At 38.3% G+C, this 24,876-nt stretch carries 26 protein-coding genes and 1 pseudogene; 5 read left to right on the forward strand and 22 right to left on the reverse strand.

What is annotated here, in order from left to right; all coding sequences use genetic code 11:
* From AB4585_RS05240 to rfbB, 19 genes are all read right to left on the reverse strand, one after another.
* On the reverse strand, positions 1–399 hold the full coding sequence (locus tag AB4585_RS05240; protein ID WP_372155650.1) for an FdtA/QdtA family cupin domain-containing protein: 399 nt from the start codon (positions 397–399) through the stop codon (positions 1–3).
* A complete protein-coding gene (locus tag AB4585_RS05245; RefSeq protein ID WP_372155651.1) occupies positions 392–1,690 on the reverse strand; it encodes a DUF563 domain-containing protein in 1,299 nt (432 codons plus the stop codon). Before AB4585_RS05245 ends, AB4585_RS05240 begins: the two co-directional genes overlap by 8 nt.
* Positions 1,691–1,754: 64 nt before the next feature.
* Positions 1,755–2,714, reverse strand: coding sequence for a hypothetical protein (locus AB4585_RS05250; protein ID WP_372155653.1), 960 nt, complete (start codon positions 2,712–2,714; stop codon positions 1,755–1,757).
* Positions 2,701–3,360 carry an acetyltransferase gene (locus AB4585_RS05255; RefSeq protein WP_372155654.1) on the reverse strand — a complete coding sequence of 220 codons (660 nt, stop codon included), beginning with the start codon at positions 3,358–3,360 and terminating at the stop codon, positions 2,701–2,703. Before AB4585_RS05255 ends, AB4585_RS05250 begins: the two co-directional genes overlap by 14 nt.
* Before the next feature lie 8 nt (positions 3,361–3,368).
* On the reverse strand, positions 3,369–3,998 hold the full coding sequence (locus AB4585_RS05260) for a class I SAM-dependent methyltransferase (protein WP_372155655.1): 630 nt from the start codon (positions 3,996–3,998) through the stop codon (positions 3,369–3,371).
* A gap of 70 nt (positions 3,999–4,068) precedes the next feature.
* Positions 4,069–5,259: a glycosyltransferase gene (locus AB4585_RS05265; protein ID WP_372155657.1), complete on the reverse strand. Its 1,191-nt coding sequence runs from the start codon at positions 5,257–5,259 to the stop codon at positions 4,069–4,071.
* 21 nt (positions 5,260–5,280) lie between these two features.
* Positions 5,281–5,952, reverse strand: coding sequence for a WbqC family protein (locus AB4585_RS05270; protein ID WP_372155658.1), 672 nt, complete (start codon positions 5,950–5,952; stop codon positions 5,281–5,283).
* The gene (locus tag AB4585_RS05275) at positions 5,949–7,058 is read right to left on the reverse strand and encodes a DegT/DnrJ/EryC1/StrS family aminotransferase (protein WP_372155659.1); all 1,110 of its coding nucleotides are present in this window, start codon (positions 7,056–7,058) and stop codon (positions 5,949–5,951) included. The genes AB4585_RS05270 and AB4585_RS05275 overlap by 4 nt, the downstream gene beginning before the upstream one ends.
* Entirely contained in the window at positions 7,055–7,693 is a 639-nt protein-coding gene (locus tag AB4585_RS05280; RefSeq protein WP_372155660.1) for a sulfotransferase, read from the reverse strand. Before AB4585_RS05280 ends, AB4585_RS05275 begins: the two co-directional genes overlap by 4 nt.
* A gap of 31 nt (positions 7,694–7,724) precedes the next feature.
* A complete protein-coding gene (locus AB4585_RS05285; protein WP_372155661.1) occupies positions 7,725–9,056 on the reverse strand; it encodes an ABC transporter ATP-binding protein in 1,332 nt (443 codons plus the stop codon).
* Between the two features lie 9 nt (positions 9,057–9,065).
* Positions 9,066–9,872, reverse strand: a complete 807-nt coding sequence (locus tag AB4585_RS05290; RefSeq protein WP_372155663.1) for an ABC transporter permease — start codon at positions 9,870–9,872, stop codon at positions 9,066–9,068.
* A 51-nt stretch (positions 9,873–9,923) separates the two neighbouring features.
* Positions 9,924–10,484, reverse strand: coding sequence for a dTDP-4-dehydrorhamnose 3,5-epimerase (gene rfbC, locus AB4585_RS05295; protein WP_372155664.1), 561 nt, complete (start codon positions 10,482–10,484; stop codon positions 9,924–9,926).
* Positions 10,485–10,492: 8 nt separating this feature from the next.
* Complete coding sequence (locus AB4585_RS05300) at positions 10,493–10,906, reverse strand: GtrA family protein (RefSeq protein ID WP_372155666.1); 414 nt, start codon at positions 10,904–10,906, stop codon at positions 10,493–10,495.
* A complete protein-coding gene (locus AB4585_RS05305) occupies positions 10,863–11,762 on the reverse strand; it encodes an NAD-dependent epimerase/dehydratase family protein (protein ID WP_372155667.1) in 900 nt (299 codons plus the stop codon). Before AB4585_RS05305 ends, AB4585_RS05300 begins: the two co-directional genes overlap by 44 nt.
* Positions 11,737–12,756 carry a glycosyltransferase gene (locus AB4585_RS05310; RefSeq protein WP_372155668.1) on the reverse strand — a complete coding sequence of 340 codons (1,020 nt, stop codon included), beginning with the start codon at positions 12,754–12,756 and terminating at the stop codon, positions 11,737–11,739. The genes AB4585_RS05305 and AB4585_RS05310 overlap by 26 nt, the downstream gene beginning before the upstream one ends.
* A gap of 3 nt (positions 12,757–12,759) precedes the next feature.
* Positions 12,760–14,361 carry a hypothetical protein gene (locus AB4585_RS05315; protein ID WP_372169408.1) on the reverse strand — a complete coding sequence of 534 codons (1,602 nt, stop codon included), beginning with the start codon at positions 14,359–14,361 and terminating at the stop codon, positions 12,760–12,762.
* The gene (gene rfbD / locus AB4585_RS05320) at positions 14,348–15,238 is read right to left on the reverse strand and encodes a dTDP-4-dehydrorhamnose reductase (RefSeq protein WP_372155638.1); all 891 of its coding nucleotides are present in this window, start codon (positions 15,236–15,238) and stop codon (positions 14,348–14,350) included. The genes AB4585_RS05315 and rfbD overlap by 14 nt, the downstream gene beginning before the upstream one ends.
* Positions 15,238–16,131 carry a glucose-1-phosphate thymidylyltransferase RfbA gene (gene rfbA, locus AB4585_RS05325; RefSeq protein ID WP_372155639.1) on the reverse strand — a complete coding sequence of 298 codons (894 nt, stop codon included), beginning with the start codon at positions 16,129–16,131 and terminating at the stop codon, positions 15,238–15,240. Before rfbA ends, rfbD begins: the two co-directional genes overlap by 1 nt.
* Positions 16,131–17,219 (reverse strand): dTDP-glucose 4,6-dehydratase, encoded by a 1,089-nt coding sequence (rfbB, locus tag AB4585_RS05330; RefSeq protein ID WP_372155640.1) that lies wholly within the window; start codon positions 17,217–17,219, stop codon positions 16,131–16,133. Before rfbB ends, rfbA begins: the two co-directional genes overlap by 1 nt.
* Positions 17,220–17,510: 291 nt before the next feature.
* Between rfbB and AB4585_RS05335 the strand changes: the two genes are divergently transcribed.
* From AB4585_RS05335 to AB4585_RS05355, 5 genes are all read left to right on the forward strand, one after another.
* Positions 17,511–17,945, forward strand: coding sequence for a rhodanese-like domain-containing protein (locus tag AB4585_RS05335; RefSeq protein ID WP_004741402.1), 435 nt, complete (start codon positions 17,511–17,513; stop codon positions 17,943–17,945).
* An 82-nt stretch (positions 17,946–18,027) separates the two neighbouring features.
* Positions 18,028–18,495 carry a protein-export chaperone SecB gene (secB, locus tag AB4585_RS05340; RefSeq protein WP_004741403.1) on the forward strand — a complete coding sequence of 156 codons (468 nt, stop codon included), beginning with the start codon at positions 18,028–18,030 and terminating at the stop codon, positions 18,493–18,495.
* Positions 18,496–18,670: 175 nt separating this feature from the next.
* Positions 18,671–19,735 (forward strand): NAD(P)H-dependent glycerol-3-phosphate dehydrogenase, encoded by a 1,065-nt coding sequence (gpsA, locus tag AB4585_RS05345; protein ID WP_372155641.1) that lies wholly within the window; start codon positions 18,671–18,673, stop codon positions 19,733–19,735.
* A gap of 47 nt (positions 19,736–19,782) precedes the next feature.
* Positions 19,783–20,604: a serine O-acetyltransferase gene (gene cysE / locus AB4585_RS05350; RefSeq protein ID WP_136974368.1), complete on the forward strand. Its 822-nt coding sequence runs from the start codon at positions 19,783–19,785 to the stop codon at positions 20,602–20,604.
* Positions 20,605–20,687: 83 nt separating this feature from the next.
* Positions 20,688–21,839 (forward strand): murein hydrolase activator EnvC, encoded by a 1,152-nt coding sequence (locus AB4585_RS05355; protein WP_017066282.1) that lies wholly within the window; start codon positions 20,688–20,690, stop codon positions 21,837–21,839.
* A gap of 62 nt (positions 21,840–21,901) precedes the next feature.
* Here AB4585_RS05355 and AB4585_RS05360 read toward each other — a convergent pair whose 3' ends face one another.
* The 3 genes and pseudogenes from AB4585_RS05360 to AB4585_RS05370 all read right to left on the reverse strand — a co-directional run bounded on the left by AB4585_RS05360 (position 21,902) and on the right by AB4585_RS05370 (position 24,808).
* Entirely contained in the window at positions 21,902–22,540 is a 639-nt protein-coding gene (locus AB4585_RS05360) for a TetR/AcrR family transcriptional regulator (RefSeq protein WP_017063104.1), read from the reverse strand.
* A gap of 108 nt (positions 22,541–22,648) precedes the next feature.
* Positions 22,649–23,680: pseudogene (locus tag AB4585_RS05365) on the reverse strand (nucleotide sugar dehydrogenase); the annotation flags it as partial.
* 27 nt (positions 23,681–23,707) lie between these two features.
* Complete coding sequence (locus AB4585_RS05370) at positions 23,708–24,808, reverse strand: ISAs1 family transposase (protein ID WP_102319868.1); 1,101 nt, start codon at positions 24,806–24,808, stop codon at positions 23,708–23,710.
* Positions 24,809–24,876: the final 68 nt, after the last annotated feature.

Here is a 24,876-nt window from a genome sequence, read left to right on the forward strand (position 1 = left end):
TTAATTACCTTTTACATAACATAGGAAATCATCGTAATCTCTAATATAATCTGACTCATCGTAAACATTACTCGCGAGTACTAACAAAACACAATCATGAGAAAAATCGTGCATTTCTCTCCATTTACTATTGTCGATATACAACCCTTTACTTGGGTTATCGAGTACGATGCTCTTTCTCAACCTACCATCATCGAGGACAATTCTACAGCTACCCTTCACACAAATCGCTACCTGCTCTAAGTTTTTGTGAGCATGAAAACCTCTAGAAATTTCATTCTTTGTATCATAGATATAATAAACTCGTTTTATATCAAACGGGATATTGCGTTGCTCTTCTAGGGATATCAGTGAGCCTCTTTGATCACCAAGGACGCTGAACTCTAACATTTTAATCATCTAGTTTTTCCAATAGTTTTTCTAGTTCTGTGACATTAACTTTCGCATCGCCGTGAACACAGCTTGAGTTATCATCAGGAGTAGTAAGGAAGTGAATCAAATGAACATTTGAAACATCTGCTAAGGGCTGAAATACATAATAGTTAGTGCTTTGTGCCGATGGGTATAGCGATATAGCTGTACTACCTGGTTTCATGAATAATAAATTGGTAAAGGCAGCACCAGAAGCACCGACTATAACTTCAGCTTGTGAAAATAAACTATACTGATCAACAAAATCAAGAGAACCAGGATCAACAAAGTCGAATCCTTTCTTATACAGTAACCTCTCTAAATCTAGAACATTACTGAGCTTCCTTAGTTTGGTGTTTTCTCTTTGCAAGTATATTTTTTTGTTTTTCAAAATATAATTGTTCGATAGTGTGTTTTTTGACAATTTATCTTTAACTTTTTTCAAACAATCAGAAGAAACAAAAAACTCCTTTTTCGGATTAGGCAAAGACCGAGTATTATCAAGAGAAGTCCATAAAGGAGTACAATAGATTAAACTTTCGCAATAAACTAACTGACCCTTTTTTACGTGACAGAGATGATATTCAGTATTTTTTAACTCAGTCAAGAGAAGTTCGATAAGGGAAAGACTTTGTTGAGGGGTTCCCTCTTCAACTAAAATGGTTATTTTTTCATCTTTAGATCCAATATACTCCATCATATTAACTAGCTTTGGTATAACCTCTGTAACCCAGTGATAATAATTATTCGAATGTTCTTTTAATAAACTTACTACCAATCCATCTAGAGTTAACTTTTCACGAATAAACGAAATCTGAAAATCGAAACCTTCCTTTTCTTCATATTTCAAGAAAATATCTGGCCGCTTTAAATCATGAATATTTTCCATTAGGCTTAATTCATGATGGTACATATTTATTCCGGAAATTACAGCATCTGTAGAACCAATAACCTGAACTCCGCTTAAACGCACAACTTTTGTATCAGGTAGTCTACCTTCAAGCGATGAACGTTTACATTCCTGATTATCTACATACAAGAGTGGTCCCTGTACACTTGCATAACGTTCCGACACATGTCTGATAATTTCACAGTCCCCCCCCAATAACTCTAAACCCTCAACAAGCCGTACATCAAGGCAATTATCTTCAGGTTTGTTTTCTTTAGATTTAAAGAAACTTATTACTTTAAAAAAAATATGACGATAGAATATTATACTGTCAACATATTGGTGACGAATAAATCTAGGGAACAAATAATATATACTTCTCAATAACATATAAGATCCATTGGTAATTTTACAAACTATTAATCCAAAGCGTTCAATTCAACATCGCGCATAATTATCGTTTCAACAAACGAGCATACCCAAAGCCTGATCGACCAAAACCATTTCCGTTATAAAACATAAGATAACTTTCTTTTACTTTTATTACATGAGGGTATGCTATCATTTCAGAATCCCAGCCCGAAGCGCTAATATCAATTCCTGAAAGGTCGTCATTTCTATTCCAAACAATTCCATCCTTCGACTCGGCATATCCAATACGATAGCTAGCTTTTGGATCAGTTCTATAGTTTGTGAAATTACGGTATGAAAACCACATGAGATATCTTCCATTTTCTTTGACTACAGAAGCTTTTACGATACCTGCCTCTTCCTCATTTTTATAGTCTATGGCGACTTTTCCTTCTCTGACCCAATTGATCCCATCTTCAGACTCAGCATATTTGATATGATAACGAGGTTCCGATTTACCATTGACAACCTTCCAACCAGTACAGGATAAATACCAATTTTTCCAAACGCCATCATCAAATAAAACGCAAGTAGATGCAGAAAAATAAGGTTCTTTCCAATCTCTATCCCACAACGGTCCTTCGGAGAACCTAACAAATGTATCATCGGAAGAAGAGGCGATAGCTAAACCTACACTGTTGTGGTAGGAAATATTATCCCTAACATTCCACCCGATATAATATAACCATCGTTCATCACCTCGATTAACAACCCATGACGGCATTACCCCTCTATCATCAAATGTACCTAAGCTTCCAAGGTCTAGTAGAGGGCTTTCATTAATATGAAGAATCTCTAAAGGGTTATCCGCATTAAGATCGACAAATGTTGGTAGACTTAAACCATCAATATTTCTAGTAGCAAAATATACACGTATAATATTCTTGTCTTCAATATACTCAGCAACTGGAGCTTGAGCATGAGTAACGCTCCAAGGAATAGTATTATCGGGTTTATATATCAGCCCCATCTTTTCCCATTTATGAGGATTAGAATACGTCATAGCTAAAACGAGTCCCTTTTTTCTTTGCAGGATGACCGATATACACTCCCCATTCTTCTGTTTCTTTTAAAGTTAGACTCGAAGACATTGATAAGAGTGTACCTTTGGCTAGATTGGAACCATCTCTTATAGTCGAATTAACACCTAGAAAGCAATTCTCGCCAATTACACAGTGTCCTGACATTACGACATGTGAAGTAAAAAAAGCATGGTCTTTAACTATACCGTGGTGCCCAATATGGTTTCCACTCCACAGCACTACATTATTTCCAATTTCAGTAAATGGTTGAATCGTATTATTCTCCAATATAAAACAATTGTCTCCAATAACACTGTTAAAAACAGTAGCTTTTGAACTGACATACGAAATGAAGTCATATCCTTTTTCTTTACCTTCTAAGTATACTTTTTCTCTTAAAGTGTTCATTCTCTTCGCCATCATTGGCGCAAACAAATCATACTTTTCTGGAGGGTATTTTTTTTCCAACTCCTCAAAAGGTGTAACAGGAAGATTATTAAATCGTTCACACTTCATATACTTTTCATGGACTGTAAAAGCAACTACTTTGTATGGTGAATCCGTAGTCAAATAGTAATACGCAAGTTCGGCAAAGTCTTCAACCCCGAATAAAACAATTGGCTTCATCACTCCCCCTATTTATAGACGTAGACTGTATATTCATATAAGCCATAGTCATTACGTATGATGTATTTCCTAGAGATATTTTTTGACAAAAACTCCGTGAGCAAGTCCAGAGAAAGGTGAAATAAATCATCTCTCTCCCAATCTACATTTTTTGACATTACATTGAACGCCATACCTGTATTTACCTTTTTAAAAACACGAGTCAGTACGGCTTGGAAAAAAGAAAACATTTCTTCGAATGAGAGATCACATTTTTCAGTAAAAACTCCATTTAGAATCGCGTAGTCAAACTGTGGTAAGTCGGTATCATTTCTTAATATATCAACACAATAGTAGTTGTTTCCTGGAAACTTATCCTTAGACAAGGTTACAAACTTCCTTGATATATCAAGGCCCGAATAATCTACATTATTAAGCTCAATATCTTTCAAGTATTCAAAAAAATGAGAAGCCCCACAGCCAAAATCTAATAAAGAAATACGAGAGTTAAGATCTTCTTGTACAATTAAATCTTTCATAACTGAATATCGTAACTTCGCGTCTTCTTTATTTGGCCAATCGACACCTAAATGAGTGTCACCATATAAATCTAAACATTTTTCGTAATGTTTCATTATCGTAAGATGTTGATTTTTCATAATTAGCCCTATGATTTGACCTTAGCAAAACTGTTTTCAATCGCTAAGGTAATAAATTTGACTTAAAAGATCAGGAAAAAATAGCAAGGCAACGCTTATATAGCTTTACAAAAAGCCTTGACAGTTTATTTAAAAAATTAGGTCGATCTAAACGTTCAAGCAATTGATTGTTTATAGATTTCATTTCAATAACTTGCTCATTTATAACTTTAATTTCAGAATTTTTCACTTCTGTTTCTTTTTGCATGGCCTCTATGAAATCTTCCTTGTCTTTTATTGTGCTTTTTAAAAGGTTAATTTCATCTTGTTGATAGCCAATTGACAACTGCAAGCTCTGTATTACTTCAGTATCGTGAGCAATCCTTTTCTCACTAGATAGATTATGTTCATAGAAATACTCAACTAACTTAAAAAGCTCGTTGTGTTCAAAATTATTTAAACTTTCAATAATTTCTTGCTTATAATTATTGTATTCAGATAAGGACGATCTAATGTATAATGGCATATAGTTTTGTTCATATCTATTTCCAAAGCCACGATTATATCTAACGATTGCTTCTAAGTTTTTCTTTAATTGAGATAACTTACTTAACCGACTCCATTCGCCATTTATGTGAATCCTATACGATGACATAGATTCATCAATATAGCGAATCGGACCAAGCTCCGACATCAATGTTAACAAGAGCCAGTCGCCAGGATTTTTCCTAAAGAAGTCAAAATCTATTTTTTTCATCATACTTATTCGATATAACATCGATGATGTATGAAAATATGCTAATCCCTTTGTAAAATCATCAATCGTAAAAGTGTTCTTTATGCTTTGATTAACAATATATTCGTATTCGCCTTTACTCTGTTTTTTAATAACTTTAGTATTGTGTGAACAACCGGAGTAGTCAGGTAGTTTTTCCAAAATTTCGAACTGTTTTTGTAGCTTATTTACATCAGTCCAATAATCATCACCTTCACAAAGAGCAATATACTTAGCACCACTATTAAGGCATCTAGGATAAAGCTCATCAATAACAGATTTTCCCCTTGTATTTTTTTCAGGAAGAATCAACTCCAATTCAGAGCCATGCCTGCGTCGAAGATCATAACACTTCTCTCTCGTACCATCACTCGAACAATCATCTAAAAGAATCAGTTTAAATGTAAATGTTGTCTTTTGACTCATGACTGATTCAACAGCTTGTTCAATATAATCTGCATGGTTATAAGTACACATCCATACGATTACTAAAGGAGAATCACTCATTATAACTCCATGAATAAATTATTACAGGTACGTCTTTCCATTGAACATAAGAACATCTATGATAGAAAGATTACTGACGAACTCATTAGAAAATTGCTCATAACCCAAAGATTTATTCTCCATGAATCTTAATTCAACATTATTATTTAAGAATACATCTCGTGTATAGAGCTCTCTCCCTCCAACGGCATTTATATATACACTAGCACATTCTTTTTTACATATATCGATAATTCTATCTTGCCCTTTTAACTGGGAGTTATTGTAGCTAGACGAGCTTATAACGAATTCTGAATTAATATCTAAGTGTTTAGCAACATTAACTATGCTATTGGTTATAAATTCGGATAAACTCTCTGCTTTATAATCAATAATTTTACTTACCAAAGCGTAAGTTTCATCAAAATGAGGGGCTCGTTTATAATTTAACTCTATTGTTTTAAGAAACTTGGTCTTCCATAATGATATTTGAGGAGAGAGCAATATTTCATTTATACGTCTATTCTGGCTAGCGTTAACCAGAGGCATTGTAAACATTTTAGGCTCTCCGGATATTAATATACGATTCCTATTAATCCATCCTTTTTTTATATAGTTGACATCATCATAAATTACAAATTTGTCGACTGACTTAATTAACTCAAAATAACCGAAGTATGGGAAAAAGTAGGGTTGCATTATTGCTACTTTCATCGAGAAGCCCTAATAACATCAATTACATTACTCGCCTCATTTATAGAAAGGTCAGAGTATATTGGGAGGCATAGAACTCTAGCACTTATATTCTTTGCAACACTAAGACTGCCTTGTCTAAAAATCTCTCGATTATTTTTATAAACATCAAAATCAGATACTAGCGGATAAAAGTATTTTCTTGATAAGATATTGTTATCTTTTAATATTTCATAAAGCATATCACGATCAATGCCAAATTCGTGTTCATTAACTACTATTGGAAAGTATGAGTAATTATATTTTACCTTATCAGATTCCTTCAGAATTTCGATACCAGGCACGTCAGATAGCTTTTTACGGTAAAAATCAGAAATGCTCTTGCAATAAGTGATTTGCTCCTCAACATACTTTAACTGAGCTAAGCCAAAAGCAGCCTGTACTTCATTCATTTTCCCATTAATCCCGATATCAACCACTGATTCTTCTCCAGCAAAGCCAAAGTTTTTCAAAAAGTCGATCTTTTTCTTCATATCAGGACAGTTTGTTATTAGAGCTCCACCTTCAATCGTATTGAATACCTTTGTAGCATGAAAACTCATCATTGATAAGTCACCGAAATTCAAAATAGACTCACCATCAACTTCAACGCCAAAGGAATGAGCTGCATCATAAAAAACTTTCAAATTATATTTATCAGCAATAGATTTTAGAGCTTTTACATCACATGGGTTTCCATAAACATGAACAGGCATTATAGCTTGTGTTTTTTCAGAGATTAAGCACTCTATCTTAGAGGGATCCAAATTATAGCTATCAGGATCTATATCACAAAACACAGGGGTACAACCATTCCATTCAATTGCATGAGAAGTTGCTACAAACGTAAAAGGAGTGGTAATAACCTCTCCAGTTATGCCTAAAGCTTTGAGACCAGTCAATAAAGCAATAGTACCATTACAAAACAAAGAAACATACTTGACGCCAAGATGATTAGCTAAGGCTCTTTCTAATTCTTGGTGATAGTGCCCGCCATTAGTAAGCCATTTTCTATCCCAGATATCCTCTAACATTTGGTTAAATTCACTAAGAGGCGGAAATGAGGGCTGTGTTACTTTAATTGTCATGTCTTATTCTCCCAAGGAAAAGAGTCATCGCTCTCAACACGAACCCCAACAAAAGCTGCAAGCTTTTGATAGGATTTTGTCTCCGCAACATTTAAAACCAATAATTGTTCAGGCTTATCTTTAAAGAATTCCTTTACGTCTTTCTCGTGCTTTTCATATAAATCTATGTAATGCTTTTTATCATAAAGCGGTACGCTTGGATAATCATACATAATTTTCATTGCATCCAAACTATATCCCTTATAGCGATACATAGATTTATCTAGATCATGCTTAGAGGGCAAGGTAGTCTCATCAGTTGAAAAGACTTTGGTATGAAATCGAGTAAGAGAGTCATACCACTGCTCTGCTGAATCTCTCAACGTCAAAATAAACTTGGCATTCGGGTATTGTTCAAAGATTTTTTTATATGTTCCAGGCAGAGAAAAAGGAATATCTTGAAAAGCATCAGCCATTTCACAAAATCTGAGTATTTTTTCAAATTGATTATTGTTCCAATCAAATATTAGCATTTCTGCTGTAGCTTGGTCCCCTAAAGTAAAACCAAATAACCGAAAGGCATTTTCTAATGAAGTTGTACCTGTTTTATTGAACCCTATACAAAAATACTTTGTATTACTGTTAATTGCACTCATTTATATATCCACTTTAAAATTCAAGTAGCCTCTAATTTTGGTCAATCTCTTTTACCGTCAATTTAGGAAAAACATGAACCTTGGACCATAATGTTATTTCTGGCCTAACTTTAACTTTAAACAAGTAGGCATTAGGTATTGCATCTATAAAATTATAGGACACATTTTCCACTAGTGTTGACGTAATTGTGGCTTGGATTGAGTAATGGTTATATTGTAATGGAACTCTAAAGTCATAATCTACAATATGACGACTTCCTTTCTTTATATCAATTAACTCCCCCTCAGAAAGAAGGCAACCTCCTGATATAATGTTGATTTTCTTATCATCAAAGACCTGAAAATTAACACTCACATTGTCTTCTATATCACTTTCAATATGTATTCTTAGTCTAACTTCTTCATTGAAATCAGCCTCATCCACTAACTCGCCATTCTTGTCTAAAAGTTCAACTAAAGTTATGTTTGCGCCGCCTGAACCATATCGAAATTCTGCAACGCGGTCCTTAAACACTTTTAAACTCTTTAAATCTCTTGTCTCTTTTGCATCAGTACTTGGTAATATATTAGAATTCAGTTCGGGCTGATCAATCACAGCAAGGTCTTTAGAAATACTATCGCTTTGTTCCTCACGCATCTCTCTCATATATAATTCAGCGATTTCTCCAGCGTGACCTTCAGCATGAAGAACTCCATTTTTGATGTAAATTGCCCTCTCACACAAACTCTTCACACTGCTAATATCATGACTTACGAAAAGAACTGTGGTGCCATTCTCTTGAATTCGCTTCATCGCTGTCATACATTTAGCTTGAAAGTTCATGTCACCAACGGCTAATGCCTCATCCACAATAAGTATGTCGGGCTCGATACTGATAGCTATAGAGAATGCTAATCTCGCAAACATACCTGAAGAATAACCACGTACAGGCTGATTGATATGATCACCGATATCTGCAAATGAAATAATCTGATCTAGTTTTTTGTCAACGTTTTCTTTAGACACTCCCATCAAAGAGCTGTTAACGTATATGTTTTCTATTCCTGTTAACTCATTATTAAATCCAGTGCCTAACTCTAGAATCGACGAAACAACCCCATTAACTTCGGAAGTACCTGATGTTGGGGTCAAAACTCCGGTAATTATCTTAAGAAGCGTTGACTTGCCTGCACCATTTTGTCCAATTATTCCAACAGTTTCACCTCGTCTTATATCAAAACTTACATCTCTTAGGGCATAAAAGTCCTCGTGATAGATTTTTCTGAATGGGTGAAGAGCTTCTTTAAAACGATCCTTAGGGTTGTGGTACATTGGATAAGTTTTAGTTAAATTTCTACAACTTATGGCAAGTTCGTTCATCATTTAAACCTTTTATAACACATCCGCAAAGTGCGGTTTTAATCTTTTAAAACAAACAGTCCCAAGTAGTAAAGTAATCAAAGTCACCAACCAAAAATAAGCGGTCCAACTCATCGATTCCCAAAACCATAACTCGGTTGTTAGCGTATTCCTATAACCTTCAGTGATATAGAATACAGGATTTAGCTTGAGCACCCATTGATACTCTTGTGGTATCATAGCGATATCCCAAAAAATAGGAGTGCCCCAAAAGCCTAACTGTATAGTTACTGCAATAAGTTGACCTATATCTCTAAAGAAAATTACGATAGAAGATGTAATCCATGAAACACCTAGCATCAGTAATAGTGAGCAAAACACGTAATATGGTATTTGCAACCAATTAATACTTGGATAATAGCCATATATAGTTGCTATAAAAAAAAGTATAAGAATGAAGAATAAATGAATTATTAATGCTGATATTATTTTTACTATTGGAAGCAAGCTAACTTTAAATACTATCTTCTTTACAATACTAGCTTGTTCGATAATTGAGTTAGTTGCATTTGACAACATCTCCGCAATAAAAAACCATGGGATCATTGCAGATACTAACCAAAGGGTGAATGGAACCCCGTTAGATGTCGGCTGCGCTTTAAAACCAACTTGAAAAACAAACCATATTATCGTAATCGTAACAAGTGGCTGAACGAAAGCCCAAATACCACCAAACAAAGAGCCAAGATATCGATTCTGGATATCACGTTTTGCCATCGAAATTAATAATTCGCGGCTACCATAAATGTCCTGAATAAATTTAAAGGGTAATTTGTACATTTTACTACCTTGCAATTGCATCTAACAGTGTGTTGAGTCCATAAATCCAGTTTACTTCGAAAAATCAACTACAGATAATAGCTCATGGAGTGTTTGACCCTTCCTATCCTTTTCAGATAGAGTAACGCAATCAGTAATCGGCCAATCAATATTTACAGTTTGTTCGTTCCAGATCAAACAATGCTCAGCGTTCGGGTTATAGTAATCTGTGCATTTATAAACAAACTCAGCTTCATCGCTAGTCACATAGAACCCATGTGCAAACCCCTCAGGGATCCAAAGTTGACGCTTATTTTCTGAAGATAAATACTCGCCAACCCATTGACCAAAGGTTGGCGAACCTTGTCGAATATCGACGGCAACATCAAACACTTCACCAGAAACCACGCGAACTAACTTGCCTTGAGTGTTTTCGGTTTGGTAATGCAGGCCGCGTAAGATACCTTTTTTTGATTTGGAATGGTTATCTTGAACAAACTGCGTTGGTTTACCTGTTACGAGCTCTTCAAATTGCTTTTGATTCCAGGTTTCCATAAAGAAACCACGTTCATCACCAAACACACTTGGCTCTATAATTTTCACATCTGGAATACTAGTATTAATTATTTTCATAATATTATTCAATTTCTATCTTTAAAATATAGTTTAGAAGCTAAAAAACCAACGGGTATAGATACAAGCATAGAAGCGATATAAGCTTCGCTCTCAGTAAACTTATAGACCTCAACCGCAACCTTTAAAATAACCCAACCACTAAAAAATTGAGCTAAATACACAACTGGGTAGGTGATCAATCCTCTGATTGATAGCGATTTATTAAATGTCCATGACCCATTTAATATATACGATGTAACGATACCTATACAGTATGATACTGAATAGGAAACATTATAATTGACAAACTCTATTAGCATCATGAAAGTCACATATGAGACTATGGTATTCACCGCGCCAACAGTCAAAAACTTGATCAACCGGTTCCCAATAACTCTATTTATTAATTGCTTGTTCATATAACTTTCTAATATTCTCATTCATGAACGATGGGGACCAAATACCACCGTAGGTATTAGTGCAGCACACTATATTCAAATTATTAGTCGCGTTTTTCTCATATGATAACAATAATCTCTTACGTATTTTCCTTTCAACTAAGCTTTTTATTTCACCTATCGATGAGGCTTTTCCATTTGCTAAGTGGTAGATATTACTTCCATCATCATAAGAAGTTATAACCACACCACATATAAACTTTGAAATATCATCTACAGACGTATAGTCTCTCAACGTATCGGCATTTCCATAAATTTTTGTTATTTTATTCTCTATACCATTTTTGATAAGAACTTGGACAAGCCCCATTCTATTATTGGTGTTTATAGAACCGTATACAGAGCTCAACCTAAATATGAAAGGGCGAAGTCTAAAACTACTTTTCAACAAAGTCTTTTCTTGTGAGAGCTTTAATCTTCCATATGCTCTTTGAGGGCAGGGCTTCATCTTATCATGAATAGAAACCTGCCCTTCAAATAAGCCTCCGATTGAACTAATAAGATAAAATGATAAAATTTCACCTTTAGTTTCTAACAAATTATAAATAGCTCGTATGATCTTTAAAAAGAAAGCGTCTTCTATATTGGTCTCGCTGTCCTCACTATTAAAGCCACACTTACCAGCACACCATATTATAGATACGTTTTCATGAATAGCTTCATTAATGAAATTCAAAATATCTATGACAATATGGTCTACGGACTCTTTCCAGTTAACTCTCTGTTTCCTATCTATTCTATAGCCCTTACGAATAAGTTCATTAACAATAGATTGCCCAATTAAGCCCAAACCAACAACGATAATAGAGCGGTTATTTTCCTTTCTTAGAAGATACAATGCCCTCACCCTCTAAAAAGTATTTTATCAATAAGTCTTTTTCTCTATTAACCGTTGAATAAGGTGGTTTCCCATTCGACTCTTGAACCAAAGTAGATAGATATTCAGAAATTACACCTAATATGATAAGGACTACCGATATTGTCATCAGGAGCAAAACAACTTGAGATGCCCATCCAACTATAGTTATGCTTTCAGGAACAAGCCATTTTTTAAGTGATAAGTATACCGATAGCATTATACATAAATTAAAGACTATAAAACCTAAGTATGAAGCTCCACGCAATAGCTTTGCATCTGACGTCATGAGCATACGTCTTGCGTGAGACAGCAACTTCCGAAGGCTATACCCTGACTTGCCAGTTTCAATATAACGTTTGTCTTCCAATGACGTTTTATGGATCGCAACTTTATCTGAAAACCAAGAAAGTACTACATCTAAGTAGCTTTCATGACCAACGACCGCAGCTGCGCTTCTTGCAATGGAACCTCTAATCAACCTAAAGCTGTTAAAACTCGAAATATGTGGGTTTCCAGTCAGTTTTTGAATTATCTTTTTATAGTATTTAGAACTTAGATCTCGAAAGTAAGACTGGTGAACCGGCGTATCAGAGTTGACGTATAATATGTCGGCTTCCTGTTTAACACAGACTTCTAGCATGTTTAGTATTTCTTCAGGTTGATGCTGTAGATCCTCATCCATAGTCACGATCCAATCGCCCGAAGAGTGAGATATTCCAGCTACAGTTGCCGGATGTTGTCCGTAATTTTTTGATAGCGTGACAATATGAACCCAACTCAGTGAAGATAGCTTTTTAAGCACCTCTTTAGAGCCATCTTTTGAATCATCATCGACAAAAATGAGCTCTTGAATTTCGATAGGAAAAGCGTTCTTTTCCCACTCATCCTTTACTCTTGAAACTCTTGAAGCTAGATTTTCGAGATATTCTTTTCCAGCATATACCGGGACAACAATAGAAACAGTTACTTTCATATATCAATCATTCTCGTATATTTTAATGTCAAGACCAGTTATTTCGCTTCGAGTCATATAGTTATTAACCATACTTACATATGAATTAATACAACTAGAGATATTCTCAAATAATAAGAAATAATCAAATATATATAATTTATTGTAACTTGGGTTTTGACAGGTGTGTTTTAAAGTATCTTTGTGGCTACTTATTTCTTTAACAAGCTTCATATCGTTATCGTCTATATAGCGTTGAAATTCCTGACTATTAAAGTGAGGATATGACGGGCTATAAACAATCATGTCCGGATCATATTTTTCAAGATCCTTAGCATAGTTACACCCTTGCCATGCATGACAACCATTACCCTTCAAGTTATCTGGCATTGCTATATTTGGTGAATACGCTACTTTTTTATTATCAGGTAGATCTTTTAAATATTCCCACGCTATGTTTTTAGTTTTTGTTGACTGTAAAAAGAAGCGTTTTTGTTGTTCGTTAATCGACACACTGAGGTTTGAAATAAACACCAAAGACAGTGTAAAAAGTATGATATATCTAACTTTTTTATAAGTTTTAAAATATACTGAATTTATAAAATAAAATATATTAAAGAAGTAAAAAACATAGATTGGGAAAAAATAATTATCGGTAACCCATAGCCTAGATTTATAAGCATATATCGAAGTGACCAAACAACAAAATACCACACTCAAATTATACGATAACGGAAGTTTCCTCCACCACAACAAAGAGAAAAGTAGCAAAAAATTAATCAATACAAGAGGGTTGCCTATTATTTCTTGCACCCATCGATCAGCCACCATATCAAAGCTTTTCGAAGAGTGCTCTTCAGATATAAATCTTTGAGCTTCGAAAAACTTATCAAATTCGATAAAAGCATAGGGATGAATGATAAAAAATATAGAAAAGAATACTATAAGGCAGAAAAATATTATTTTTATAAATTCCCCTAACTGCAATTTTTTCACTTCAAGATGGTACAATATGAAAAAAGAAAGAGCTATAAATGTGTTCGCAACGACGAATGCTTGCTTACTTAGACAAGAAAGAGATAAAAACAATATAGCAAGGTAAAAATCACCTTTTATATTTTTTTTATCTACATAAATACTATAAAACAATCCCACAGCGGCTAACTGAAATAAAACACCTAACATTTCTGGGTGTATTTCATTAAAAAAATGTGCGGTTACAGGATTTACTATAAAGAAAGCAGTTAGTATACAAGCTTTGGTCCTCGTCACACTCCGAATTGTTAGCTTATAAAATAGTGTAATTACAATTAGTCCTATAATAAAACCAACAGCTCTTATCGAAAAATTCACTCCTATTTCTGAATCGACTCCGATAACATTCAATATTGAAATTAAAACAAAATTGAGTGAGAAATATGTCCAACCATAAAATTGAGAATGATAAGTTGCATTCATGTTGTAGAATGCACTTGTCGTTAGTTGTTCGAGAGAACTTACAATTGAGTTCTCATCGATAGTCATAAACTCTTTTGAATTTATATTAGCAAAGACACAAATTCCATATAAAGCCCCATAGAAAGTAAAAAGAAGTAATAGTGATTTATTACTTTTAATGACGTCCATTATCATCTCCTAGAATAACTTTTAATACTTTTCTCCAATCACTCGCTTGAACAAAGAAGTATTGCGAAATTTTCTCAGTATTGAGTCTCGAGTTACTTGGACGCTTTGCCGGTGTTGGGTATTGTTCAGTCGTAATACTCGACAAGTTCGGTTTGCTATCAAGAACACCTCGCTCAACAGCAATATCAAAAATAGCTTCAGCAAAATCAAACCAGCTGACATGAGGCAAACCCGAATAATGGTAAATACCATATTCAACCTCACTCCCTTGAGTAATGCGTTTCGCGATTTGAATCAATGTACTTGCAATATCACCGGCAAATGTAGGCCCACCAAACTGGTCTCCGACAATGCTTAATGCATCTCGAGTCTCACCTAATCTGAGCATCGTTTTCACGAAATTATTGCCGTTTTCACCAAAAACCCACGCGGTACGAAGAATGATGTGCTTTTCACATGATTGTGCAACAGCAATTTCCCCAGCCAGTTTACTTTCACCGTAAACACCCTGAGGGTTCGTCGGATCTGTCTCGATATAGTCCCCGACTTTATTACCTTCAAAGACATAGTCTGTGGATATATGCAGAATTGCCGCACCAATGGTTTGTGCGGCTTGTGCTAGATATTTGGGACCATCACGATTTATCGCATAAGAGAGAGCAACTTCCTCCTCAGCCTTATCAACCGCAGTGTGTGCAGCTGCGTTAATAATAACGCTAGGTTGAAATTCAGTAACGACTGCATTTACAGCATCTTGATTGCTAATGTCAAGGTGCTGTCTATCAAGCGCTAACACTGTTATATTTTCATTGTTGGCCAACTGTTCAGTGAGGCAAGAACCAACTTGACCGTGACAACCGGTGATTAATACTCGCATTAAGCCTCAGCCTTTTTCTTTGCTTCATTAACCAAACGCGTTAAATACTGGCCGTACTCATTTTTCATCATTGGTTTAGCTAAAGTCAGAACTTGCTCATCATTTAACCAACCGTTGCGCCATGCGATTTCTTCTAGACACGCGACTTTTAGCCCTTGTACATGCTCAATAGTTTGCACGAAAGAAGATGCTTCATGTAAGCTCTCATGAGTACCTGTGTCTAGCCACGCAAAACCACGACCTAGTAATTCTACGTTTAAAGAACCGTCATTTAGATACATTTCGTTAAGAGTGGTAATTTCTAGTTCACCACGATGAGATGGCTTAACTTGCTTAGCCATTTCGACTACACGGTTATCGTAGAAGTAGAGACCGGTTACTGCATAGTTTGACTTAGGATGTGTTGGTTTTTCTTCAATTGAAACGGCTTTCATATTCTCATCAAATTCAACGACACCAAAGCGCTCTGGGTCTTTGACTTGATAACCGAATACCGTTGCCAAGCCTTGCTCTGTGAGTTCACAGGCATGCTTCAGCTGCTCACTAAACGATTGGCCATAGTAGATATTGTCACCCAAGACCAAACACACACTGTCATCACCAATAAACTCTTCACCAATAATGAAAGCTTGAGCCAAACCATCAGGACTTGGTTGAATTGCATACTCAAGATTAATACCGAAATCAGAGCCATCTCCAAGCAAACGCTGAAAGCCAGCGTTATCTTCAGGTGTCGTGATGATCAAAATATCTTTAATACCAGCAAGCATTAATGTCGATATTGGATAGAACACCATTGGCTTGTCATAAATCGGCAAGAGTTGTTTCGAAACACCACGTGTAAGTGGGTATAGGCGAGTACCAGAGCCACCAGCTAATACGATACCTTTCATTACTTCATATCTCCTGCTACTACACCTAGGCGCTCACGTTGGTAACTACCATCTTGTACATTTTGACACCACTTAGCATTATCTAGGTACCATTGTACTGTTTTACGAAGACCCGTTTCGAAAGTCTCCTCCGGTGTCCAACCCAATTCACGTTGCATTTTAGATGAGTCAATAGCATAGCGACGGTCATGACCTGGGCGGTCTTGAACGTAGGTGATTTGCTCTGCGTATTTGCTCTCTTTCGGTACTAGCGTATCAAGGATGTCACAAATAGTATTAACCACTTCAAGATTCTGCTTTTCGTTATGACCACCAATATTATAGGTCTCACCGACTTTACCCTCGGTCACGACTTTGTAGAGCGCTCGAGCGTGATCTTCTACAAACAACCAGTCACGAATCTGGTCACCTTTACCGTAGATAGGAAGATCTTTTCCTTCTAGAGCATTCAAGATGACAAGTGGTATCAATTTTTCAGGAAAATGGTATGGCCCATAGTTATTTGAGCAATTAGTGACAATAGTCGGCAAGCCATAAGTACGAAGCCACGCACGTACCAAATGGTCACTTGATGCTTTTGAAGCAGAGTAAGGGCTAGAGGGTTCATAAGATGTCGTCTCCAAGAACATTGGTAGCTCAGCACCTTCTGGAACCTCATCTGGGTGAGGAAGGTCACCATAAACTTCGTCTGTAGAAATATGGTGGAAGCGAAACTCTGCTTTCGCTTGATCTTCAAGTGTATTCCAGTACTCACGTGTCGCTTCTAGTAGCGTATATGTTCCAACTACGTTCGTTTCAATGAATGCAGCTGGACCGGTGATAGAGCGGTCAACATGCGACTCAGCGGCTAAGTGCATTACTGCATCCGGTTTATGCTCTGCAAAAACACGGTCAAGTTCTGAACGATTACAAATATCTACCTGTTCGAATGCATAACGTTCATTTGAATCAACATCGACAAGTGACTCCAAGTTCCCCGCATAAGTGAGTTTATCAACGTTTATAACGCTGTTCGATGTATTGCTGATAATGTGGCGAACAACTGCAGAACCGATAAAACCAGCACCGCCAGTGACTAATATCTTCACAAAAAACCCCTAACCTAACTTATTTTGATTCATGAACTGTGCATAGTGTAGGCATCTTTACCAAACACGCTACCGCCCTTTGGTAACAAAGCGAAAACCACACTACGCGTTAAAATTTAAAAATGTAAATAGGGCTATTATCTATCTAACGGAAAATATAATCAAAAAAAATCGTTAAACTTTGCTCCTGATGCTGTTTAAAGATTCAGTTCTCTATGTACACCAAACTCCAAACCTCGCTATACTCCTACCTTATAATTTTTCGCCCAATAATGAATAAGAGTTCAAGACATGCAAGAGTTAGTTCCATTTGTTCAAGAGAATATGATTTTAGCCATCGTATGGATCGGCTTGGTTGTTGCCATCATTGCGAACGTTATCAAGACATCAAACGCAGCGTACAAAGAGATCACTGCAGCACAAACAACACAACTGATTAACCGTGAGAACGGCGTTGTGGTTGATATTCGTACTAAAGATGAGTTCAAAAAGGGCCATATTACTGACGCACTTCACATTTTGCCGTCGGACATCAAATCAAATAACTTGGGAAGCCTTGAAAGCCGTAAAGCTGACCCAATCATCGTAGTATGCAAGACAGGTCAAACCGCTCAAGAAAGCGCTAACTTACTGGTTAAAGCAGGCTTCGAAAACGTAAGCGTGCTGAAAAGTGGCCTAGTGGCTTGGAGCGAAGCTAATCTACCTTTAGTAAAAGGTAAAAAGTAAGCTGACCTAATAAACTAACTTTCGGGTTTTGTTCGACAAATATGACGAACCAAGCCCAATTTAAATTTTTAAGGACAAGAAAATGGCTGAAGCAGCACAACAAGACGCACAACAAAACTTCGCAATCCAACGTATCTTCCTAAAAGACGTATCTTTCGAAGCGCCAAACTCTCCAGACATGTTTCAAAAAGAGTGGAACCCAGATGTAAAACTGGACCTAGACACTCAGAGCCGTGAACTTGGCCAAGGTGTGTACGAAGTAATCCTACGTCTAACGGTCACTGTTAAGAACGCAGATGACACAGCATTCCTTTGTGAAGTTCAACAAGGTGGCATCTTCTCTGCAAGCGAAATGGAAGCTGGCCAACTGGCTCATTGCCTAGGTGCATTCTGCCCAAACATCCTGTTCCCATACGCTCGTGAAACGATTTCTAGCCTAGTGGTTAAAGGTACGTTCCCACAACTGAACCTAGCACCTGTAAACTTCGATGCTTTGTTCATGAACTACCTACAGAACCAAGCTCAACAAGCTGAAGGCGAGCAGGCTTAAGTCTCAAAGTAGAACTTAATCCTAACGTTTCAAACGCTAGTTAACTCTTAAATGCACATCGTAACTTCTGCGATGTGCATTTTTTCTTTACACTGTACTAAGATAGAAAGCCTTCTGATTATTAGGAAGCTTTTCCAGAATTCTTCGATTTCCCTCATTATTTTTAGGTGGAAGCATGACAGATACAACTCGCCCGACTAACACGGCAGACGATTACGGTATAGACAGCGCTTACGGCAAAGAAATTGCCATGACTGTCATTGGCGCTGGTTCTTACGGAACCTCTTTAGCCATATCTCTAGCGCGTAACGGTGCAAACGTTGTTCTTTGGGGGCACGATCCTATCCACATGGCACGTCTTGACTCAGAGCGTGCAAATAATGAGTTTCTTCCTAATATCGACTTTCCAGAAAGCCTGATCATCGAATCAGACCTTGAGAAAGCAGTAACAGCCAGTCGTGACCTCCTAGTCGTTGTCCCTAGTCACGTGTTTGGCATCGTTTTAAATAGTTTAAAGCCTCATTTATCTGATAACTCTCGTATCTGCTGGGCAACGAAAGGGTTAGAACCTGAAACAGGTCGCCTGCTTAAAGATGTCGCGCACGATGTGCTGGGTGATGGCTACTCTTTAGCGGTTCTATCCGGGCCGACCTTCGCCAAAGAGTTAGCGATGGGCATGCCAACGGCTATCTCTGTAGCTTCACCTGATGAAGTTTTCCTAGAAGAGCTTCAAGAAAAAATTCACTGCGGTAAAACATTCCGCGTGTACGCAAACTCAGATTTCATTGGTATGCAGCTTGGCGGCGCAGTGAAGAATGTTATCGCAATTGGCGCAGGCATGTCGGATGGTATTGGCTTTGGTGCTAATGCACGTACCGCACTCATCACTCGCGGCTTGGCTGAAATGAGCCGATTAGGTGCTGCTCTTGGCGCGCAACCAGAAACCTTCATGGGTATGGCAGGGCTGGGCGATCTAGTACTAACCTGTACTGATAACCAATCACGTAACCGTCGTTTTGGATTGGCTTTAGGTTCAGGTAAAGACGTCGATACTGCACAAGAAGAGATCGGCCAAGTGGTCGAAGGCTATCGCAACACTAAAGAAGTTTGGTTACTATCCGAACGTATGGGTGTTGAGATGCCAATTGTTGAACAAATCTATCAAGTGCTGTATCAAGGAAAGGATGCACACTTAGCTGCGCAAGATCTGCTTGCTCGAGACAAGAAGTCAGAGCGATAACATCGCTTATTAAGTCGTGGAATGAAATAGATAAAATGGATGGAAAAATGAAACACTGTGAACAACAAAAAGTTTGGCAATGCATCGTAAAAGAAGCTCGACAGCAGTCTGAGCAGGAACCTATGCTTGCGAGTTTTTACCATGCCACGATTATCAACCATGAAAGCCTAGGGGCTGCACTCAGTTACATTCTTGCTAACAAGTTAAAGACGGCTTCGATGCCAGCCATGGCTGTACGTGAAGTGGTTGAGCAAGCGTTTGAAGAAGATGACTCAATCATTGATGCGGCCGCTTGTGATATCTGCGCGACAGTTACTCGAGATCCGGCTGTAGAAATGTACTCGATGCCTCTGCTTTATCTGAAAGGCTACCACGCTTTGCAAGGTTACCGAGTGGCTAACTGGCTATGGAAGCAAGGGCGTATTGCACTTGCTACTTACCTACAGAACCAAATTTCGGTTGCTTGCCAAGTGGATATTCACCCAGCCGCTCGTATCGGTAAAGCGATCATGCTCGACCACGCCACCGGTATCGTGATTGGTGAAACAGCCGTAGTTGAAAATGATGTATCTATCCTTCAAGACGTGACTTTAGGTGGTACGGGTAAAGAAGGTGGCGATCGTCACCCTAAAATCCGAGAAGGTGTAATGATCGGTGCCGGCGCTAAAATACTTGGCAATATTGAAGTGGGTGAAGGCGCGAAAATTGGTTCTTGCTCAGTGGTTCTTCAAGCCGTTCCGCCTCATACGACTGTCGCTGGTGTTCCTGCAAAAATTGTTGGAAAGCCGAAAACTGATAAGCCATCTTTAGACATGGATCAGGGGTTTAACGGTCGCTCTCAGAACTTCATCCATGGTGATGGGATTTAAGAGCAGATTCGGGATCCGACGAATAGCCGATAGCCGAGATGCGAAAAGACTCGCAGCAGATGCTGATTATTAATAAGAGCAAAATGACGATAATGATGAAACCCGTTCAATCAATGAGCACTGTTCTTTTGATATCTGCCAGCCTTGGTGTTGCTCTTTTGTCTTCATCATCATTTGCTGCATCTCAAGGTGAACTGAAAGGCGTATCAAGCGAAATCTCTCGTCAACAGAAAGCGCTCTCTTCCCAGCAAAAGAAACTCGATAGCCTACAGGCAAACCTCAAGAAGCAGGAGCTGTCCATCGCTTCACTTGAAAAAGCGATTCTAGACAGTAAAAAGCAGCTCAATACTGCTAATGCTAATATTGCTAATTTAGACACAAAGATTAAAGCGCTCACTGCACAGAAAAAAGTCCAGACAGACAAGTTAGAGCAGCTCATTCAGACTTACTACATGACGAGTCGAGCTAAGGCTTCTTCTCACATTCTCAACACCGGTGTAGAAGAAGATCGCATCAGTCATTATTACCAGCACCTTGCCAAAGCTCGCTCCGCAACCATTAAAACGATTGAACAGACGCAACTTGAATTAGAAGAAAGCCACAAACAGCGTCAACTTGAGCAAGAACAGATAGCAACACTGCTAAAACAGCAAACCACCAAGCGCGATACGTTAGCCAAAACTCAAACGCAGCGTAAGAAAACGGTTGGCAGCATCAAGAAAAACATCTCGGGTGACAAGAATTACCTAGCAGAGCTTCAGCGAAATGAAACACGCCTCAAAGCTGAAATAGCGAAAGCAGAAAAAGCGGCTCGAGAACGACGTAATGCCGTCCCTATGGATGGGTTAGCCAAACGCAAAGGTAAACTGCCTTGGCCAATCAAAGACAAAGTTCTGCATAACTACGGCTCACGCCAAACGGGTCAAATTAACTGGAAAGGCATGGTGATAAACGCCAAGTACGGTCAGCAGGTAAAATCGGTTTACTCTGGCACGGTGGTATTTGCAGAGTATCTGCGTGGCTATGGATTAGTGGTGCTACTTGACCACGGTAAAGGTGATATGACGCTCTACGGCTTTAACCAAGCACTTTTAAAGAAAGAAGGTGACAAGGTTAAAGCTGGCGAAGCGATTGCGCTTGCTGGTGACACTGGCGGCCAAACGCGCCCTTCACTGTACTTTGAGATTCGCAGAAACAGCCAAGCCCAAAACCCGAAGAGTTGGTTAGTTCGATAAAGAGCAGATACGGGATGCGAGTATCTTTCTTCGAATCCCGTATACCGCTTACTCGTCTCTTTCTATTTAGAGTTCAACGCCCTTACACCATCTTCTAATAATGTCAGCTGTTCAAAACCTTGCGCGGTCGCAATTGGTTTAACGGTCGCTATCATCTGCAGCATTCCTTGATGAACGACTTGCTCGGTAATTTGGGCTTTTGGAGACATCGCAGACTGATACGCCAACCAACCCGATGCGATCAAGTGAAGAGAAGTGACCATCGATTTCATTTCCGTATCCGTTGCTTTGAGCAGGTTCAACTCAACGAAGGCTCGCATGATATCGACAAGATTCGTTTGCAGCTTTTCTTGTACGGCCATGTAATCAAGGTGGAGTTTTTCATCACGTGACAATATTTCAGGCAGATTCGCATAGAAGAATCGGTACTTCCACATCAGTGTGAAGATAGAATCTAAGTAAGTCTTTAGTAACGTCAGGCTTTCTTGTTGGCCTTGAATCGGTGTGAACCTTTCAAGTAACTCTGTCGAATAGAGAGTAAAGATGTCACGGACAATTTCTTGCTTGTTGCGGAAATGGTAGTAGAGGTTACCAGGGCTAATCTCGATATGCTCAGCAATATGATTGGTCGTAATACTACGCTCACCGTGCTCATTAAAAAGCTCTAGAGCAGCGTAAACAATCTTGTCACGTGTTTTCATTAGTTATTAGTATCCCTATCCGTTTAGGGGTTCAGTATATCGCCACTAAACGGATAGATCGAGCTGTTAACATCTGGTCTAATTAGCATTAGCTAAAATAGAGCCGAATCAATCACTGCCAAACAGATCTCGTGTGTACACCTTATCTGCAACGTCTGCGATTTCTTCTACCATTCTGTTAGATACAATCACATCCGATACAGCTTTGAACTCTTCTAGGTCAGAATAAACCTTCGAGTTAAAGAAATGCTCTTCTTCCAATACCGGTTCATACACGACGACTTCGATGCCTTTGGCTTTTAAACGCTTCATGATCCCTTGGATGGAAGAAGCACGGAAATTGTCAGAGCCCGCCTTCATGATCAAACGATAAATACCGACAATTTTAGGCGAGCGCTTAATAATTGAATCCGCAATGAAGTCTTTTCGGGTACGGTTTGCATCAACAATCGCACCCACAATGTTGTTTGGTACATCTTGATAGTTTGCTAATAGTTGCTTGGTGTCTTTTGGTAAGCAGTAACCACCGTAACCAAATGAAGGGTTGTTGTAATGATTGCCGATACGAGGGTCTAAGCCAACACCTTCTATGATCTGACGAGAATCCAAGCCATGCGCTTCCGCGTAAAAATCAAGCTCATTGAAATAAGAAACTCGCATCGCTAGATAAGTATTTGAGAATAACTTTACTGCTTCTGCTTCCGTTGAGTGAGTAAACAGTACGTCGATGTTTTCTTTTTCCGCACCTTCCACAAGAAGATTCGCAAACACTTTAGCGCGTTCAGAACATTCACCAACGATAATACGTGATGGGTGTAGATTATCGTACAGGGCCTTGCCTTCACGCAAAAACTCCGGTGAGAACATGACGTTTTCGCAGTTCAGCTCTTGCTTAATACGCTCGGTATAGCCAACCGGCACCGTTGATTTAATAACCATCACCGCATCAGGATTGATCTCCATGACGTCTTTGATGACAGATTCTACAGAGCTGGTATCAAAGTAATTATTTTTTGGATCATAATCGGTTGGTGTAGCAATGATGACAAACTCAGCATCTTTGTAAGCCGCTTTATCTGTTGTCGCCCTGAAATTCAGCGCCTTATGTGATAGAAAGTGTTCAATCTCATTGTCTGCAACCCAGGGCGCGAGCACACTTTGTTCAATTTATAACCCAAAGAAGACTCGTGCCCGATAATCATCGTTCCAAGCAGCCTTCTTCAACTTCACTTTTTGGCTTGGTGCACCACATTCGCATTGCTTCAGCATGTTCATCACAAAGCGTCTAAACAACGCTATATTTTCTACAGCACCATCTAGCGTGATCCGTGAGTAATCCTCTTTAAAAACAACATCTAATACGTAATGCTGGCTGTTTTCAATACGCCAATGCTGACGAATGTAGTGGCCTAGCATTTTGTGATTCGGCGACATAGAGCTTATGTAATATGAGGTGTCTACACTTCCTTTTCCGTTGATCACTCGATGCCGCTCCACCGCAATGATGCTTCGTACTGTCGGCCATTTCTCCGCAAGCTCTTTAGGTAACTTAGCCTTTAACTGAAATACATATCTTTCTTCACTGCGGCCATGGTGCTTCTCTTTGATTTCGGTAACTATTTTCTCTTTACCTGCTTCAAAGACAGCTTGAAATTGCTCCACAATAGCCACTCTCAATTTGGGCTGGTTGTTCTTCACTTGAACAACAACGTGAGCCTTTTTCTCTGCAATTTTCTCGAGCGTATCGCGCTGACAATGCAGGGCATCAATGGTGATGACACTGCCTTTTACGTTAATAACATCAAGCATTTGGCGTACAACGTTGATCTCGCCATTTTTGCTCTCAGTCGGCTTTTGACTCAAAACGAGGCCACGTTCAGTGTCGTAGGCGGTAACCAATTGTAACGCTGTTTTTTTGTCATTTCGGTATGAGCCACGCAGCACTTTTCCATCGAATGCGATTATCGGCTTGTGTTGACTAGTGCGTTGCTCGTTAATCCACAGGGCTAATGCCTCTAGCAAAGATTCTGCGACAACTGAACGTAAAATACGGGCTATTGTATGCCGACGTGGAATACCATGTTCAAATGTTCTGTATTTTCTCAGCCAATCTAGTTTGTCTTTCCCAAACAATTCAATATCTTGCCATCCTTCACATCCAGATGCGATGGCGCTAATTACAAGGAACATGACATCGATAAGATCATGCTTCTGATTAATGTCTGACCGAGTGTCTTGGACGACTGATAAGTGTTCGATTAAGTTCAAAATGGCTGTGTGATTGTGGATTTAGCACTATTAGATCATATTTGTTAACAAAGTGCGATCCCGCCCTG

It is taken from the genome of Vibrio sp. 10N.222.49.C9 (assembly GCF_041474985.1).
Taxonomy (GTDB): Bacteria; Pseudomonadota; Gammaproteobacteria; order Enterobacterales; family Vibrionaceae; genus Vibrio; species Vibrio crassostreae_C.

Excerpts from the sequence above, each read along its gene's own strand:
- AB4585_RS05240 (WP_372155650.1), bottom strand. The coding sequence starts at position 399 with ATGATTAAAATGTTAGAGTTCAGCGTCCTTGGTGATCAAAGAGGCTCA.
- AB4585_RS05245 (WP_372155651.1), bottom strand. The coding sequence starts at position 1,690 with ATGTTATTGAGAAGTATATATTATTTGTTCCCTAGATTTATTCGTCAC.
- AB4585_RS05250 (WP_372155653.1), bottom strand. The coding sequence starts at position 2,714 with ATGACGTATTCTAATCCTCATAAATGGGAAAAGATGGGGCTGATATAT.
- AB4585_RS05255 (WP_372155654.1), bottom strand. The coding sequence starts at position 3,360 with ATGAAGCCAATTGTTTTATTCGGGGTTGAAGACTTTGCCGAACTTGCG.
- AB4585_RS05260 (WP_372155655.1), bottom strand. The coding sequence starts at position 3,998 with ATGAAAAATCAACATCTTACGATAATGAAACATTACGAAAAATGTTTA.
- AB4585_RS05265 (WP_372155657.1), bottom strand. The coding sequence starts at position 5,259 with ATGAGTGATTCTCCTTTAGTAATCGTATGGATGTGTACTTATAACCAT.
- AB4585_RS05270 (WP_372155658.1), bottom strand. The coding sequence starts at position 5,952 with ATGAAAGTAGCAATAATGCAACCCTACTTTTTCCCATACTTCGGTTAT.
- AB4585_RS05275 (WP_372155659.1), bottom strand. The coding sequence starts at position 7,058 with ATGACAATTAAAGTAACACAGCCCTCATTTCCGCCTCTTAGTGAATTT.
- AB4585_RS05280 (WP_372155660.1), bottom strand. The coding sequence starts at position 7,693 with ATGAGTGCAATTAACAGTAATACAAAGTATTTTTGTATAGGGTTCAAT.
- AB4585_RS05285 (WP_372155661.1), bottom strand. The coding sequence starts at position 9,056 with ATGATGAACGAACTTGCCATAAGTTGTAGAAATTTAACTAAAACTTAT.
- AB4585_RS05290 (WP_372155663.1), bottom strand. The coding sequence starts at position 9,872 with ATGTACAAATTACCCTTTAAATTTATTCAGGACATTTATGGTAGCCGC.
- rfbC (WP_372155664.1), bottom strand. The coding sequence starts at position 10,484 with ATGAAAATAATTAATACTAGTATTCCAGATGTGAAAATTATAGAGCCA.
- AB4585_RS05300 (WP_372155666.1), bottom strand. The coding sequence starts at position 10,906 with ATGAGAATATTAGAAAGTTATATGAACAAGCAATTAATAAATAGAGTT.
- AB4585_RS05310 (WP_372155668.1), bottom strand. The coding sequence starts at position 12,756 with ATGAAAGTAACTGTTTCTATTGTTGTCCCGGTATATGCTGGAAAAGAA.
- AB4585_RS05315 (WP_372169408.1), bottom strand. The coding sequence starts at position 14,361 with ATGGACGTCATTAAAAGTAATAAATCACTATTACTTCTTTTTACTTTC.
- rfbD (WP_372155638.1), bottom strand. The coding sequence starts at position 15,238 with ATGCGAGTATTAATCACCGGTTGTCACGGTCAAGTTGGTTCTTGCCTC.
- rfbA (WP_372155639.1), bottom strand. The coding sequence starts at position 16,131 with ATGAAAGGTATCGTATTAGCTGGTGGCTCTGGTACTCGCCTATACCCA.
- AB4585_RS05335 (WP_004741402.1), top strand. The coding sequence starts at position 17,511 with ATGCAAGAGTTAGTTCCATTTGTTCAAGAGAATATGATTTTAGCCATC.
- secB (WP_004741403.1), top strand. The coding sequence starts at position 18,028 with ATGGCTGAAGCAGCACAACAAGACGCACAACAAAACTTCGCAATCCAA.
- gpsA (WP_372155641.1), top strand. The coding sequence starts at position 18,671 with ATGACAGATACAACTCGCCCGACTAACACGGCAGACGATTACGGTATA.
- cysE (WP_136974368.1), top strand. The coding sequence starts at position 19,783 with ATGAAACACTGTGAACAACAAAAAGTTTGGCAATGCATCGTAAAAGAA.
- AB4585_RS05355 (WP_017066282.1), top strand. The coding sequence starts at position 20,688 with ATGACGATAATGATGAAACCCGTTCAATCAATGAGCACTGTTCTTTTG.
- AB4585_RS05360 (WP_017063104.1), bottom strand. The coding sequence starts at position 22,540 with ATGAAAACACGTGACAAGATTGTTTACGCTGCTCTAGAGCTTTTTAAT.